This window comes from Nocardiopsis flavescens, from assembly GCF_900141985.1.
GTDB classification, from domain to species: domain Bacteria; phylum Actinomycetota; class Actinomycetes; order Streptosporangiales; family Streptosporangiaceae; genus Nocardiopsis; species Nocardiopsis flavescens.
In genome coordinates, this window is record NZ_FQZK01000021.1 from 1 (window position 1) to 14,462 (window position 14,462).

Below are 14,462 nucleotides of genomic sequence, written 5' to 3' on the forward strand. Positions count from 1 at the left end.
CACCGAGTACCCGGTGATGAGCGTGGCGCCCACGGTCAGGGCGATCATCGCGGTGGCCGCCCGGCGCGGGCTGCGCACGGAGTTGTCCACGGCGAGCATGCTCGGCACGCCCACCCGGCGCAGCGGCAGGCCCACCGCGCCCACGATCCCGCGCACCAGCAGCGGGCCCAGGACCACCACGCCCAGGAACGCGACCAGCGCGGCGCCGGTGACGATCACCGGCCCCGTCGTGCCGGTGCCGGAGAACCGGCTGACCGCCACCAGGGCGGCGGACACGGCGAAGGCGAGCAGGCCCAGGACCACGCGCACCCACCCGGTGCCCTTCTCCAGCCCCGCGGCGGTGGCGCTGGTGCGCAGCGCCGCAAGGGGGGACACCCGGGTCGCCCGGGTGGCGGGGACCAGCGCGGAGAACACGGTCACGACGGTGCCCAGCACCAGGCCGGTGGCCACGGCCGCGGGGGTGACGGCCAGGTCGGCGGCGCCCATGCCCAGCGCCGGGCCGCCCAGGGCCGCCCCCGCCATGCCGATGCCGATGCCCGCCAGCACGCCCAGGACGGACGAGACCACGCCCACCACCAGGGACTCGGCCAGCATCGACCGGAACACCTGGGAGCGCTTGGCGCCCACGCACCGCAGCAGGGCCAGTTCGCGCTGGCGCTGGGCGATGAGGATGGCGAAGGTGTTGTAGATGACGATCCCGGCCACGAACATCGCGATGAACGCGAACAGCAGCAGCACGACCCGCAGCATCTCGGTGTCGGCGCCGGAGCCCTCGGCCATGTCCAGGCCGAACCGCTCGCCGGTCCGGACCTCGAACCCGGACCCGACCGCCTCGGAGACGGCGTCGGCGACCTGCTCGTCGGTGTACCCCTGGGCGGCGAGCGCGTCGATCTCGGCGTAGCCCCGGACCCCGGTCATCTCGCGCAGGGTGGCGGGGTCGAACACGATCGCCCCGGCCTGGCTGTAGATCGGCTCCGCCCCGAAGTCCACCAGGCCGGTGAGCGTGAACTCGCGCTTCTCCTGGTCGCGGTCCAGGACGGTCACCCGGTCGCCGACGGCGAAGCCGAGCTGTTCGGCGGTCGAGGTGGCCAGCGCGATCTCACCGCCGTCGGCGGGCAGGGAGCCCTCCGCGGCGGAGAACCGGCTGTGCTCGCCGAAGGACAGGGCCTTGGGCGGGAAGAAGCCGAAGGCGCGCCCGTCGCCGTCCAGCAGGACGGCCTCGCCGCGGGCCATGCCGTCGGCGGCGGACACCTGCGGCAGCGCCCGGACCTGCTCCAGGTGCTCGTCGGTCAGCGGGACCGTCTCCCAGGGGTCCCCGGGGTCCTCGGGCTCGCGCTCGCCCTCGACGGCGACGGCGTCGACCGAGGTGGCGGCGCCCATGACGGTCTTCTCGTACCCGGCCTTGAGGGTGTCGGCGAAGACCATGGTGCCGGTGGTGAACATGACGCCGAGCATGATCGCCAGCACGGTCGTGACGTACCGGGACTTGTGCAGGCGCAGCCCGGCCAGTGTGGTGCGCAGCATCGGATCAGGCCTCTTCCAGCTTGAGCAGCCGCTGGGAGACCAGCTCGGCGGTGGGCTCCGTCACCTCGTCCACCAGTCGGCCGTCGCGCAGGAACACCACGCGGTCGGCGTAGGAGGCGGCGACCGGGTCGTGGGTGACCATCACGATGGTCTGGTGCAGCTCCTTGGCGGAGGAACGCAGGAACTCCAGCACCTCGGTGCCCGAGCGGGAGTCCAGGTTGCCGGTGGGCTCGTCGGCGTAGACCACCTCGGGCGCGTTGAGCAGGGCGCGCGCGACGGCCACGCGCTGCTGCTGGCCGCCGGAGAGCTTGGCGGGCAGGTGGCGCAGCCGCTCGCGCAGGCCGACCACGTCGATGATGCGGTCGAACCGCTCCTTGTCCACCCGGCGCTTGGCGATCTGGGAGGGCAGCAGGATGTTCTGCTCGGCGGTGAGCATCGGCAGCAGGTTGAACGACTGGAAGATGAACCCGATGCGGTCGCGGCGCAGCAGGGTCAGCTCGGCGTCGCGCAGGCCGGTGATCTGCGTGCGGCCCAGGTGGACGCTCCCGGACGTGGGCACGTCCAGCCCGGCCAGGCAGTGCATGAGGGTCGACTTGCCCGAGCCGGAGGGGCCCATGATCGCGGTGAACGCACCGCGGTGGAACTCCACGTCCACTCCGTCGAGGGCGTGGACCCTGGTCTCCCCGGTGTCGTAGACCTTGGTCAGGTCGCGGGCCACCACCACCGGGGGCGGGGCGACCGGGGAGTGGGGGTCGACAGCGGATGCGTTCACGGGAGACGGCTCCAGACGATGGTGCGGGGACGATGGCGCCGGTGCCGCGGTCCGGGACCCGTTCCGTCCCACCGCGCCACCGGTGCCCTCAACGCTAGGTCCGGGGAACGCCCCGGTCCTCGGCCTGGAGGACGGTTCGCGACCTCGTCCAAAGGAAGGAGGCGCGGGGGCCCGGCGACTCCTTCGTCAGGACGCCCCCTCGACTTTCGTCGGGGGTCGGCCGGCGGCGGCGGGCGCCCGAGGCCCCCTCGCACCCGCTCCGACCTGCGAGGGCAACGAAAGGTACAGGGGCGGGGCGAACCGGGCGCCGTGTCGCCGCCCCCGCCGGGCCCGCGGCCGCCCCGCCGTAGACTCCGCACCATGTGGACCTGGGTGAAGGAGTCGGGGAGGGCGCTGGGCTCCCTGGGGCGGCGCAACGGCCGGTGGTGGTGGGAGCGCAGGCTCGACTTCGCCGACTGGTTCTACGCCCTGGGGCCGCTGCCCTTCAGCGGCATGCTCCAGATCTCCGCCGGCGCCTCGGCGGGCGTCGGACTGCTGGGGCCGGTGCCCGTACTGGGCGTGAGCGCGATGGCCTCGGTGAACGCCTTCGCGGCCGTCCTCGCCGCGTTCGTGATCTACGCCGCCCCCGCGCTGTGGGCCGCCGCCGTGGTCCTGCTGCGCCGCACCGACCCCCGGTGGCTGCTGGCCACCGCGCTCGTCCTGCTGCTGCTGTTCGGCAACTTCGTCCCGGCGGCCGTCGCCCTGTACTCCTACGCGGTGTACTTCTCCGACCGGCGCGTCCTGACCGCGTGGCTGGTGGCGCTGAGCCTGGGCATGGCCGCGGCCTACGACATGCCCTTCCTGGGCCACTTCTTCCTGATCATCGGCTTCCTCATCACCCCCACGGTCATGGGGCTGTGGGTCGGCACCCGCCGCCAGCTCATCGACCGCCTCCACGAGCGCGCCGAGCGCCTCGAACGCGAACAGCACCTGCTCGCCGACAACGCCATCACCGCCGAGCGCACCCGCATCGCCCGGGAGATGCACGACGTGGTCGCCCACCGGGTCAGCCTCATGGTCCTGCACGCCGGGGGCCTGGAGGTCTCCTCCGAGGACTCGCGCACCATCGAGACCGCCGGGCTCATCCGCACCACCGGACGCGAGGCCCTGGCGGAGCTGCGCGGCATCCTCGGCGTGCTCCGCGAGGAGGGCGAGGCCGCGCCCACCGCCCCCCAGCCGGTGCTGTCCGACCTGGACCGCCTGGTCCGGGAGTGGCGCACCGCCGGGATGGAGATCGAGCGCACCGACACCGGGGGAGCCGGCCCCGTGCCCGGGCCCGTGCAGCGCACCGTGTACCGCATCGTCCAGGAGGGCCTCACCAACGCCGCCAAGCACGCCCAGGGGGCCCGCGTGAGCGTGCTGCTGCACCACGCGCCGGGGCGCCTGGAGGTGGAGGTCGCCAACGGCCCCGCCCCCGCCCCCGCCGGGGCCGCGGCCCCGGCGCCGGCGCCGCGCAGCGGGTTCGGCCTCACCGGCCTGCGCGAACGCGTCGTCCTGGCGGGCGGGGACCTCAGCGCCGGTGTGTGCCCGGACGGGGGGTGGCGGCTGCGCGCTAGGGTGCCGACCGACACACCCGCCGGCGACGAGGAGGCCGCCCCGTGATCCGTACCGTCCTGATCGACGACGAACAACTGGTCCGGTCGGGGCTGCGGATGATCCTGGACTCCGCACCCGACATCGAGGTGGTGGGGGAGGGCGGCGACGGCGCCGAGGCGGTCCGCCTCGCCGAGGAGCTCGCCCCCGACGTGGTCCTGCTCGACATCCGCATGCCCGGCGTGGACGGCCTGACCGCCGCCGGCCGCCTGGCCGCCCTGCCCCACGCGCCGCGCGTGGTGCTGCTGACCACCTTCGACCTGGACGAGTACGTGCACGGCGCGCTGCGCGCCGGGGCCGTGGGCTTCCTGCTCAAGGACACCCCGCCGCGCGACCTCATCGCCGCGGTGCGCACCGTCCACGAGGGCAACGCCATGCTCTCGCCCAGCGTCACCAAGCGCATGCTGGAGCGCTTCGCCGCCCCGGCGCCGGCCGACTCCGCCGAGGGCCGGGCCGCCGCGGAACGGCGCCTGGAGGCGCTCAGCGAGCGCGAGCGCGCGGTCCTGGTGGCCGTCGCGCAGGGCATGTCCAACGCCGAGGCGGGCCGCGCCCTGGGCATGCGCGAGGCCACCGTCAAGGCGCACGTCAGCCGGATCCTCGCCAAGCTCGGCATGTCCAACCGGGTGCAGGCCGCCATCCTCGCCCACGACGCCGGCTGGGCCTGAGGCGCGGGGGCGGACCGCCTCCGGGTGACCCCGCTCACCCGTGCGGCTCCGCGCATGTCGGAACCCCACAGGAAGCCGGGGAGGAGTCCTGTACCCGGCCGCATTGCGGCGCCCCCCCGCGGTCTCGGTACGCTGCATTGCGATCCCCGAACCCGTCACGTGCCGTGGCCGCCCATGGACGGCCGCGGGTAGAACAGGAGCCTTCTATGTCCCGCTCGGTACTGGTCACCGGCGGCAACCGCGGTATCGGCCTGGCCATCGCCCGTGAACTGGCCGCCGGCGGTGACAGCGTGGCCGTGGCCCACCGGTCCGGCGAGACCCCGGAGGGCTTCCTCGGGGTGCGTTGCGACATCACGGACTCCGCCCAGGTCGACGCCGCCTTCAAGGAGGTCGAGGAGGCGCAGGGACCGGTCGAGGTCCTCGTCGCCAACGCCGGGATCACCAAGGACCAGCTGCTCGCCCTCATGAGCGAGGACGACTTCTCGTCGGTGCTCGACACCAACCTCACCGGCGCCTTCCGCGTCGCCAAGCGGGCCGTGCGCGGCATGATGCGCAAGCGCTCGGGCCGCATCGTCCTCATCTCCTCGGTGGTCGGCCTGCTCGGCTCCGGCGGCCAGGCCAACTACGCCGCCTCCAAGGCCGGGCTGGTCGGCTTCGGCCGCTCCCTCGCCCGCGAGCTGGGATCGCGCAACATCACGGTCAACGTGGTCGCCCCCGGGTTCATCGAGACCGACATGACGGCCGCGCTGACCGAGGACCGCCAGGCCGAGATCAAGAAGAACATCCCCCTGGGCCGCTACGGCACCACGGAGGACATCGCCCGCACGGTGGCCTTCCTCGCCGGCCCCGGCGGCGCCTACATCAGCGGCGCCGTCATCCCCGTCGACGGCGGCATGGGCATGGGCCACTGAGCCGACCCGGCCCACCGCACACCAGAGCAGAGCAGACACAGGACGGACAACCCGACACCATGGGACTTCTCGAAGGTAAGCGCATCCTCGTCACCGGGGTGCTCACCGACTCCTCCATCGCCTTCCACGTCGCCCGCCTGGCACAGGAGCAGGGCGCCACGGTCGTCCTCACCGGCTACGGCCGCCTGAGCTTGGTGGAGCGCATCGCCAAGCGCCTGCCCGAGCCGCCCCCGGTCCTGGAGCTGGACGTCACCGACGACGAGCAGCTGGGCACCCTGGCGGCGCGCGTGGGGGAGCACGTCGACGGCCTGGACGGCATCGTCCACTCCATCGGGTTCACCCCGCAGGACGCCCTGGGCGGCAACTTCCTCAACACGCAGTGGTCGGACGTGGCCACCGCCATGCACACCTCGACGTTCTCGCTGAAGTCGCTGACCACCTCGCTGACCCCGCTCATGAAGAACGGCGGCTCGGTGGTGGCGCTGGACTTCGACAACAGCGTCTCCTACCCGATCTACGACTGGATGGGCGTGGCCAAGTCCGCGCTCACCTCCACCGCCCGCTACCTGGCCCGCTACGTCGGCGACCAGGGCATCCGGGTGAACCTGGTCTCGGCCGGCCCGCTGAGCACCATGGCCGCCCGGAGCATCCCCGGCTTCGGGGAGCTGGCCAAGCACTGGCCCGAGCGCGCCCCGCTGGGCTGGGACGTCAGCGACCCCGAGCCCGCGGCCAAGGCCGTCGTGGCCCTGCTGTCGGACTGGTTCCCGGCCACCACCGGCGAGGTCGTCCACGTCGACGGCGGGTTCCACTCCACCGGCGCCTGAGGGCCCTGCTAGGTTGACGCGGTCGGTCCCCGTCCCGGGGGCCGGCCGCACTCGTTGCAGCGGGAGGGACGCGGGCATGGATCTGGGACTGTCGGGCGCCAGGGTCTTGGTGACGGGGGCCAGCCGGGGGATCGGCCGGGCCATCGCCGGGGTGTTCGCGCAGGAGGGCGCCGGCCTGGCGCTGTGCGCCCGCGACGGGGTCGCCCTGGCCGAGGCGGCGGGTGAGCTGAGCGCCGGGGGCGCCCGGGTGTTCGCCCGCCCGCTGGACGTCCGCGACCACGAGGCGCTGCCCGGCTTCGTGGCGGACGCCGTCGCCGCCCTGGGCGGCCTGGACGTCCTGGTCTCCAACGTCTCCGGCGGCGGCGCGCCCACCCCGGACCAGTGGGAGCGCGCCGTCGACACCGACCTGGTGCCGTTCCTGCGCCTCACCGAGGCGGCCGAACCCCACCTGGAGGCCTCCTCCCGGGGCGGGGCCGCGGTGCTGATCTCCACCACCTCCGCGCTGCACGTCACCCCGCCCGCCGGCGCCCGCGCCTACGGGGCGGTCAAGGCGGCGCTCAACCACCACGCCTCCTCCCTGGCGCACGCCTGGGCGCCGAGGGGGATCCGGGTCAACACCGTCTCGCCGGGGCCGACCGAGTTCCCCGGCGGCGGCTGGGCCCGGCGCCGGGAGAACGACCCCGAGTTCTACGAGGGCATCCGGGCCCGCATCCCCTTCGGGCGGCTGGGCCGCCCCGAGGAGGTGGCCCGGGCCGTCGCCTTCCTGGCCTCACCGGCGGCGTCCTTCGTCACCGGCCAGAACCTCGTGGTGGACGGCGGCTTCCTCGACCGCGTCTGAGCCCCTCCCTCACCGGCCGCGGCGCCGGACGAGGGGCGCCAGGCCGCGTACGGCCAGGACCGCGCCGAGCAGCCCGGCGGCCACCGCCGCCGCGGCGAGGTCGGGGAACCACAGCAGCGTGCTGCGCGGCCCGGCGTAGGCGAGCAGTCCCGCGGCCGCGACGGCGGTGATCCCCCCGGCCGCTCCGAGGACGGTCCGGCCCCGGCCCGGGCGCAGCGCCGCCGCGCCCAGCCCCGCGGCCAGGGCCGTCGCGCCCCATGCCGCGGCCGGGGGGATCCAGGCGGGGGAGGGCTCCGGGACGGCGCCCCCCGCCGACATCCGGGCCAGGTCGAAGGCGACCCCCTGGATCCCGTCGTCGGCGGCGACCGCGTAGGCGTTCTGGAGGACCACCACGGCGCGCTCGCGCCCGGGCAGCAGCACCAGCATCGCGGCGTGCCCGGGGGTGGCGCCGCCGTGGAACACCACGGGCTCGCCCGTGCCGGACAGGGTGGTCCGCCGCCAGCTCAGGCCGTACCTCTGCGGGGAGCCGGGCACCGGGACGGCGCCCTCCCGCATCCCGGCCAGGGCCTCGGCGTCCAGCAGCGGCGGGTCGGGGTCCAGTTGCAGGCGGGCGAAGGCGGCGAGGTCGTTCAGGGTCCCGCCGAGGTAGCCGTAGGCGGCGCCCCCGTCGTCCACCCCGTCGGCGTCGGCGACGGGGAACCCCCACAGGTACCGGTGCCCGGGGGTGAGCCCGGCGGCACGGGCCCCCTCGGCCCCGGTGAACGCGTCGTCCATCCCGGCGGGCTCCAGGACGGCCGTGCGCAGGTGGCCCTCCAGGTCCCCGGTGACCTCCTCGACCACCGCCCCCAGCAGCACGTGGTTGGCGCTGGAGTACTCGTGCCCGCCGGGCTCGGCGGCCCGGACGCCGGCCAGGTGCCGCACCCGCGCGTCGAGGTCCGGCGCGTCGGGCCCGTACCGGTCGGTCACGGCGAACGCGGCGCGCTCGGGGATGCCGGAGGTGTGCGTCATCAGGTCGCGCACGGTCACGTCGCGCCCGGAGAACGCGGGCAGGTGGTCGCCCACCGGTGCGTCGAGGTCGAGCCGCCCCTGCCGTGCCAGGACGACGGCGGCGGTGGCGGCGACCGGCTTGGCCACCGATCCCCACAGGAAGGCGGTGTCGGCGTCCACCGGCTCCCCGGCACCGTCCACCCCGGTGCGGAAGGCGTGCTCGACGCCGTCGGGGCCGACCACGGCGTAGGCCAGTCCGGGGACGCCGACCGCCGCCGCGTGCGCCGCGGCATGGGCGTCCATGGCACCGGTGTCCGGGGCCTCGGCGGGCGGGGCCGGGGACAGGGCGAGAAGCAGGGCGAGGGGGAGGCGCATCGGGGTCCTTTCGATAACCGTATGCGCATATTGTTATAACCATATGCTGATACGGTCAACCCGTGCCACGAACCGCAGACCACGACCGGCGCCGCGCCCAGATCGCCGACGCCGTGTACGACCTCATCGCCGCGGACGGCCTGGCCGCGGTCACCGTCGCCCGCACCGCCGACCGCGCGGGCATGTCCGTCGGCCTCGTCCAGCACTACTTCCCGGCCAAGGACGACATGCTCCTGCACGCCTTCGAGCGCGTCGGCGCCGCCGTCGCCGCCCGCGTCGCCGGACTCGTCGACGAGGGCGCCCGCCACGAGCGGTCCATCGCCGCCATCCTCGGCGCCGCCCTGGCCGAGCACCTGCCCCTGGACGCGCGCCGCCGCGCCGAGTTCCGCGTCACGCGCACCTTCGCCGGGCGGGCCCTGGAGAACCCCCGGCTGGCCGGGGTGGACGCCCGGGCCTCCGCCGCGCTGCGGGACGAGGTCGCCCGCGCGGTCGCCAACGGGTTCGAGTGCGGGGAGGTCGACCCCGCCACCGACCCCGCCCTGGCCGCCGTCCGCCTGGCCGCCGCCACCGAGGGCCTGGCCACGGCCCTGTACCGCGACCCCGAAGAGCGGGACCGCGCCCTGGAGGTCCTGCGCGCCGAGGTCGGCGCGGTCTTCACCGGCGCGTGCGGCCAGTACCGCCGCTGACGGGTGTCAGCGGTCGGTGCCCGCCGGGACCTCTGGCTCTCCGCGGCCCCCGCTGACCTCCGCGGCCGGGACCGCCTCGGCCAGCCGCCGCACGTCCTGCGCCGACAGCACCAGGTCCGCGGCCGCCGCGTTCTCGTCCAGCCGGGAGGCCCGCCGGGTCCCCGGGATGGGCACCGCCCCGTGCGCCGCCACCCATGCCAGCGCCACCTGGGCGAGCGTGGCCCCCTTCTCGCGGGCGATCTCCTCCACCCGCTCCGCCAGGCGCCGGTTGGCGGCGAACGCGTCCGGCCGGAACCGGGGCAGCCCGCGCCGCGCGTCGTCCGGCGCCAGGTCGTCCAGGCTGCGCACCCCGTCGGTCAGCGTGCCCCGCCCCAGCGGGGAGAACGCCACGAACCCGATCTCCAACTCGTCCGTCACCGCCTTCTCCCCGTTGTGCAGCACGTCCGGGGCGAACAGCGAGAACTCCGACTGCACCGCGGCCAGCGGATGCACCGCGTGCGCCCGCCGGATCGTGTCGGCCGCCGCCTCCGACAGCCCGATGTGCAGCACCTTGCCCTCGCGCACCAGCTCCGCCATGGCCCCGACCGACTCCTCGATCGGCACCTTCGGGTCGACCCGGTGGAGGTAGTACAGGTCGATCACGTCGGTGCCCAGGTGCCGCAGCGACCGCTCGCATGCGCGCCGGATGTAGGCGGGCGTGCCGTTGCGGCCGTGCACGGTGCCGTCGTCGTCGGTCTCCGCGGAGGCCTTGGTGGCCAGCACGACCTCCGACCGGCGGTGCCCCAGGGCGCGGGCGATCAGCTTCTCGTTCTCGAAGGGCCCGTAGGCCTCGGCGGTGTCGATGAACGTGACGCCGATGTCCACCGCGTGCCGCAGCGTCGCGACGGACTCCTTCTCGTCGCCCGGCCCGTAGAACGCGCTCATCCCCATGGCGCCCAGCCCGAGGGCCGACACCTTCAGCCCGTCACCCAGCTCCGTCGTCCTCATGGTCCCCCCTGTGCGCCACGACCTCCCGGTACGCGGCGATCTTGTGGTCGATGGCCCGGAGGTGGCGCCTGGTGCGCTCCATCTCCTCGATGACGTGCTCCCGGTGCCGCTCCAGCAGCTCCAACCGCTCGGCCTCGGTGCCCGCGCGGCGGCTCAGCTCCGCCATCACGCGGATCCGCGCGATCGGCATCCCGGTCTGGCGCAGCATCAGCAGCCCCGCGATCCAGGTCAGGTCCGAGCGGCGGTACCGCCGCCGGTGCCCGGAGTCGCGCGGGGCCGGATCCAGGAGCAGGCCCTCGTCCTCGTAGTAGCGCAGTGTCCGGACGCCGATCCCGAAGATCTCGGCGGCGCGCCCGATGGGCACCCCCTCGGGAGGGATCTCCGCGTCGACGTCCGGGAGCAGGATCTCCGTCATGCCGTCCATCCTGCGACCTCCAGTGCGCTGGAGGTCAAATGACGCGCGCCGGGACTCCTCTCACCCGATTCCGACTCGGGCCCGCATCCCCCTCTCCCACCGGGGCGGGCGCCGCCGTTCCCAGCGGACTCCCAGGGAACTCCCGGGAAGGTCCCCGGCCCGTCGTGTTCCGTTCTGCGAGTCGTCGCCGAATCTGGTGAGAGGGGGCACCGACCGTGCCGACCGACACGAGCCCGGCGGCCGACCGCCTCCGGGCTCCGAGCAGGCTGCACGCCTTCGACCGCTACGAGCTCGAATACCTGGTGCCGCGCTCCCGGCCGGCCGACGTGCGCGCCGAACCGGGTGCGCGCATGGGCCGCGACCCCTGCGCCGGGGACGGCGGCCACGCCGTCCGGAGCCTGTACTACGACACCGACCGCCTGCTCCACCACCGTCCCACCCCCGGCCCGGGATCCGGGTCTCGGCCGGTAGGTACCGCAGCGGGGCGAACCCGGTGGGGGAGGGGTCGACACGCCTCGCGGCCCACCCCGCGGGCGTCCTCGTCCGGCTCCAGGCCGCCGTAGTTCGGCGCGGCCCGCCCGGACGGGTACGCCGTCGACCGCTCCTGTCATGCCCGTCGCCGTGCGGCACGCTACGCCGTCCGGGTGAGAGACCGGTGAGAGCACGCCGCGCGGGGTCTGGCACTCTGGAGTCCGGTGTACGGGCACGGTGGCGAGGAGTGGCGGCATGACGGAGCTGGACGCGATCCCGGTGAAGCTGATCGACGGGCGCGAGACGACGTTCGGGGAGTGGTCGGGCAGGGTCCGCCTGGTGGTGAACGTGGCGTCCCGCTGCGGGCTCACCCCCCAGTACGAGGCGCTGGAGGCGTTGCAGAAGACCTACGGGGACCGCGGGTTCACGGTATTGGGCTTCCCCAGCAACCAGTTCCTCCAGGAGTTCGGCGGAGACGACAAGATCGCCGAGTACTGCTCGATGACCTGGGGCGTCACGTTCCCGATGATGAGCAAGGCCAAGGTCAACGGCCGCAGCAGGCACCCGCTCTACACGGAGCTGACCCGTACCCCGGACGCCGAGGGCAACGCGGGCAACGTCAAGTGGAACTTCGAGAAGTTCCTGGTCCTGCCGGACGGCGGGGTGCACCGCTTCCGGCCCGCGACCGTGCCCGACGACCCGGCGATCGTCTCCCTCATCGAGGAGCACCTCCCCCGGGGCTGACCCGGGAGGGACGGCGGGATACGCGGGGAGCGGCGGCCGTGGGGGCGAGCCGCTCCCCGGCGACGCCCCCGCGCGGCCGACGACCGGTGCGGCCCCCGCGCGGCGGAGCGCAGGACGGAGGTCCGGCGTACCGGCGCCGACGCCCCCTCAGCCCTCGCGCAGCAGGGCGACGAGCCGGGTGACGCGGTCGGGGGCCAGGGTCTCGCGCACCCCGGTCTCCAGGCCGCCGCCGGTGGCGTCCACCAGGGACACGTGCCGGGTGGCGCGGGTCAGCACGGTGTAGGCCCGCGGCCGGGACACCGGGACGTCGGGCGGGAACACGCCCACCACGGCGGGCCAGCGACCGCCGTGCGCGGCGCCCACGGTGAGCGCCCATCCCCGGCGCAGCGCCGACGGGTCGGCGACGGTGACCCTCGCCCCGCCGGCCAGCTCCACCTCCGCGCCGCCCTCGACGGGGCCGCGCAGCACGCCGGTGTCGCCCGGGCCGTACCCGTCCCCGGCGGCGACCAGCAGCACCGCGTCACCGGGGTCGAACCCGCCCAGGGCGCCCGGACCGGGGTTGAGCCGCTCCTTGCAGGCGGCGTTGAGCGCGCGGGCCCCGGCGGGACCGTCCTCGCGGGCGGCGACCACGCGCACGTCCCCGGCGGGGATGCCCAGCGCGCGCGGGATGGAGTCGGTCACCAGCTGCACGACGCGGTGGGCCGCCTCCTCGGCCGAGGAGGCCGGGACGCGCACCACCTCGCGGCCCGGGGCGTCCACCTCGGGGACTTCTCCCTCGGACACGGCCAGCGCCAGGACGGCGAGCGGGTCCGCGGCCCCGCCCTCCTGTTCGGGGGAGGCGATCTCGGCGGTGTGGGCGGTGCGGGAGCGGACGATGTCCTCGGCGACCCGGCCGGGCGTGGCCGAGGGGGCCTGCCGGGGGTCGGCCAGCAGCACCAGGTGCGCCCCGTCGGCGCAGGCGGCGGCCAGGGCGGCGGCGTCGGCCGTGCCCACCGCCATCGACTCGCACAGCACCACCAGGCCCGAGGGGATCGGCCCCTCCCGCAGCGCGGCGGCCAGGGAGAGCGCGCGCACCCCGGGGTCGCCCCCGACCGCCGCGGCGAGGTCGGCGGTGACGGCGGCGGCCGTCTGCGCGGTGGGCGCCACCACGGTGAGCCCCACGTCGCTGTCCTCGCCGATCGCGGCCAGGCACAGCAGGGCGCGCGCGGTCTCCGCGGCGTCGCCGGGGCCGTGCCAGAGCACCGTCACCGGGCGCAGGGCGACCGTGACCAGGGCCGCCCGGGTGTGCTCCGAGACGGTGAACCCGCCCCTGTCGCAGGCGGCGTCGACGGTCTCGGAGGCGGTGGCCGAGTCCATGACCGGGTCGTTGGCGGAGATGAGCCGCACCAGGTGCCCGCCCAGCCGCTGCTCGGCCTCGCCGAGGTCGGGCAGGGCGTGGAACCGCTCGGGGTCGGGCAGGTCCGGGACCCCGCCCTCCTCGAAGTCGAAGTCGTCGTCGGAGTCGTCGGTGCTCTCGAACACGGCGGAGGCCCCCGCGGCCACGGCCGCCTCCAGGGCGCGGGCCGGGGCCTGCACGCCCATCCGGCCCACCAGCGAGGCCAGCCTCTTCTCCTCCACCGCGGTGTGCCCGCGCGCGGCGGCGGTGCGCAGCACGTGCGCGGTCAGCGCCGCCAGGCGGCGCGGGTCCTCGGGGTGCGCGCCCTCGCCCAGGGCGCGGCGGGCGCAGTGGTCGGCCTGCTCCACGGTGACCTGCGGCAGGCGCAGCAGCAGCCACGGGTCGGCGGCCAGCCCGGCCGCGGCACCGGGCCCCAGCGCGGCCACGAGCCGCGGTGCCAGGGCGGGCGGTGCCTCCATGCCCTGTAGGACGGCGCTGACCTGTTCGACTGCCTCGGACACCTGGGCCGGTCCCCCTCGATCTCGTGCTCTCGCGGTTCCCCAGGAGCCTATCGAGAGGTGACGACGCCCGGGGCGGCCCCGCGGCGCCCGGGGACGGGGAGCGGTCAGGAGCGGGCGCGGGGGCGGCGGCGCGGGGTCCGGCGCGCGGCCGGGGCCTCGCCGACCACGGTGCGCACCGCGACGCAGGGGTCCAGCTCGGGCGAGGCCTCCTGGATGGCGACCGCGGCGGTGCGGGCGGCGTCGGAGAACAGGGCGCGGGCGCCCTCGTCCAGCCCGGCCAGGACCCGCTCCTCCACGTGGGCCACCCGCGCGGAGAGGTCGGCCAGGACCTCGCGGCCGTGGCCGGTGACGCACACCCGCCGCACCCGGCGGTCGCCCTCGTCCACCCGGCGGCGCACCAGGTCGGCGGCCTCCAGGTCGTCGAGCAGGTAGGTCATCACGCTGCGGTCGATGAGCAGGCGCTCGGCGAGCGCGGCCTGGGTGGGGGCCTCGGCGTCGGCGCAGGCGACGAGCACGTGGTAGCCGCGGCTGCCGTGCGGGACGTCGGACAGCAGCTCCTCCACCCGCTCGTGCCAGCGCTGGAGCACCACCGCCAGCGACCAGCCCAGGTCGGGCGCCGGACCGTCGGCACGCCCCCGCGCGCCCTCGGAACTCGGTGTCGTCATACCCCCGAGGCTACCAGGAATAGGTTTGCCGTACGATGAGTTGCTGAGAACATCGTTTGCTGCACAAACT

General features: G+C 75.3%; 14 protein-coding genes. 7 read left to right on the plus strand and 7 right to left on the minus strand.

The features are described 5' to 3' along the window. Both BUE45_RS24930 and BUE45_RS24935 read right to left on the minus strand, forming a co-directional pair. The coding region (locus BUE45_RS24930; RefSeq protein ID WP_143173470.1) for an FtsX-like permease family protein at positions 1-1,524 on the minus strand (1,524 nt) is incomplete at its 3' end. A 4-nt stretch (positions 1,525-1,528) separates the two neighbouring features. Further along, positions 1,529-2,296: an ABC transporter ATP-binding protein gene (locus tag BUE45_RS24935; RefSeq protein ID WP_073382448.1), complete on the minus strand. Its 768-nt coding sequence runs from the start codon at positions 2,294-2,296 to the stop codon at positions 1,529-1,531. Between the two features lie 360 nt (positions 2,297-2,656). Here BUE45_RS24935 and BUE45_RS24940 point away from each other — a divergent pair, with 360 nt between their 5' ends. From BUE45_RS24940 to BUE45_RS24960, 5 genes are all read left to right on the plus strand, one after another. Continuing rightward, complete coding sequence (locus BUE45_RS24940) at positions 2,657-3,937, plus strand: sensor histidine kinase (RefSeq protein WP_073382451.1); 1,281 nt, start codon at positions 2,657-2,659, stop codon at positions 3,935-3,937. Continuing rightward, the gene (locus BUE45_RS24945) at positions 3,934-4,593 is read left to right on the plus strand and encodes a response regulator (RefSeq protein WP_073382453.1); all 660 of its coding nucleotides are present in this window, start codon (positions 3,934-3,936) and stop codon (positions 4,591-4,593) included. The genes BUE45_RS24940 and BUE45_RS24945 overlap by 4 nt, the downstream gene beginning before the upstream one ends. A gap of 206 nt (positions 4,594-4,799) precedes the next feature. Next, complete coding sequence (locus BUE45_RS24950; RefSeq protein WP_073382456.1) at positions 4,800-5,504, plus strand: beta-ketoacyl-ACP reductase; 705 nt, start codon at positions 4,800-4,802, stop codon at positions 5,502-5,504. A 59-nt stretch (positions 5,505-5,563) separates the two neighbouring features. Continuing rightward, positions 5,564-6,328 (plus strand): enoyl-ACP reductase FabI, encoded by a 765-nt coding sequence (gene fabI, locus BUE45_RS24955; protein WP_073382459.1) that lies wholly within the window; start codon positions 5,564-5,566, stop codon positions 6,326-6,328. 76 nt (positions 6,329-6,404) lie between these two features. Further along, the gene (locus BUE45_RS24960; protein WP_073382461.1) at positions 6,405-7,166 is read left to right on the plus strand and encodes an SDR family NAD(P)-dependent oxidoreductase; all 762 of its coding nucleotides are present in this window, start codon (positions 6,405-6,407) and stop codon (positions 7,164-7,166) included. Between the two features lie 9 nt (positions 7,167-7,175). Here BUE45_RS24960 and BUE45_RS24965 read toward each other — a convergent pair whose 3' ends face one another. After that, on the minus strand, positions 7,176-8,528 hold the full coding sequence (locus tag BUE45_RS24965) for a serine hydrolase domain-containing protein (RefSeq protein ID WP_073382464.1): 1,353 nt from the start codon (positions 8,526-8,528) through the stop codon (positions 7,176-7,178). A 62-nt stretch (positions 8,529-8,590) separates the two neighbouring features. Between BUE45_RS24965 and BUE45_RS24970 the strand changes: the two genes are divergently transcribed. Further along, positions 8,591-9,214, plus strand: coding sequence for a TetR/AcrR family transcriptional regulator (locus BUE45_RS24970; RefSeq protein ID WP_073382467.1), 624 nt, complete (start codon positions 8,591-8,593; stop codon positions 9,212-9,214). 6 nt (positions 9,215-9,220) lie between these two features. Here BUE45_RS24970 and BUE45_RS24975 read toward each other — a convergent pair whose 3' ends face one another. Together BUE45_RS24975 and BUE45_RS24980 are read right to left on the minus strand one after the other, a co-directional pair. Further along, positions 9,221-10,201 carry an aldo/keto reductase gene (locus BUE45_RS24975; protein WP_073382469.1) on the minus strand — a complete coding sequence of 327 codons (981 nt, stop codon included), beginning with the start codon at positions 10,199-10,201 and terminating at the stop codon, positions 9,221-9,223. Next, positions 10,179-10,625: a MerR family transcriptional regulator gene (locus BUE45_RS24980; protein WP_143173471.1), complete on the minus strand. Its 447-nt coding sequence runs from the start codon at positions 10,623-10,625 to the stop codon at positions 10,179-10,181. The genes BUE45_RS24975 and BUE45_RS24980 overlap by 23 nt, the downstream gene beginning before the upstream one ends. A 717-nt stretch (positions 10,626-11,342) precedes the next feature. Between BUE45_RS24980 and BUE45_RS24985 the strand changes: the two genes are divergently transcribed. Then, the gene (locus BUE45_RS24985; protein ID WP_073382472.1) at positions 11,343-11,831 is read left to right on the plus strand and encodes a glutathione peroxidase; all 489 of its coding nucleotides are present in this window, start codon (positions 11,343-11,345) and stop codon (positions 11,829-11,831) included. 147 nt (positions 11,832-11,978) lie between these two features. Here the strand turns inward: BUE45_RS24985 and BUE45_RS24990 are convergent, their stop codons facing one another. Next, a complete protein-coding gene (locus tag BUE45_RS24990; RefSeq protein WP_073382474.1) occupies positions 11,979-13,727 on the minus strand; it encodes a helix-hairpin-helix domain-containing protein in 1,749 nt (582 codons plus the stop codon). Between the two features lie 104 nt (positions 13,728-13,831). Further along, the gene (locus tag BUE45_RS24995) at positions 13,832-14,392 is read right to left on the minus strand and encodes a MarR family winged helix-turn-helix transcriptional regulator (RefSeq protein ID WP_073382477.1); all 561 of its coding nucleotides are present in this window, start codon (positions 14,390-14,392) and stop codon (positions 13,832-13,834) included. Positions 14,393-14,462: the final 70 nt, after the last annotated feature.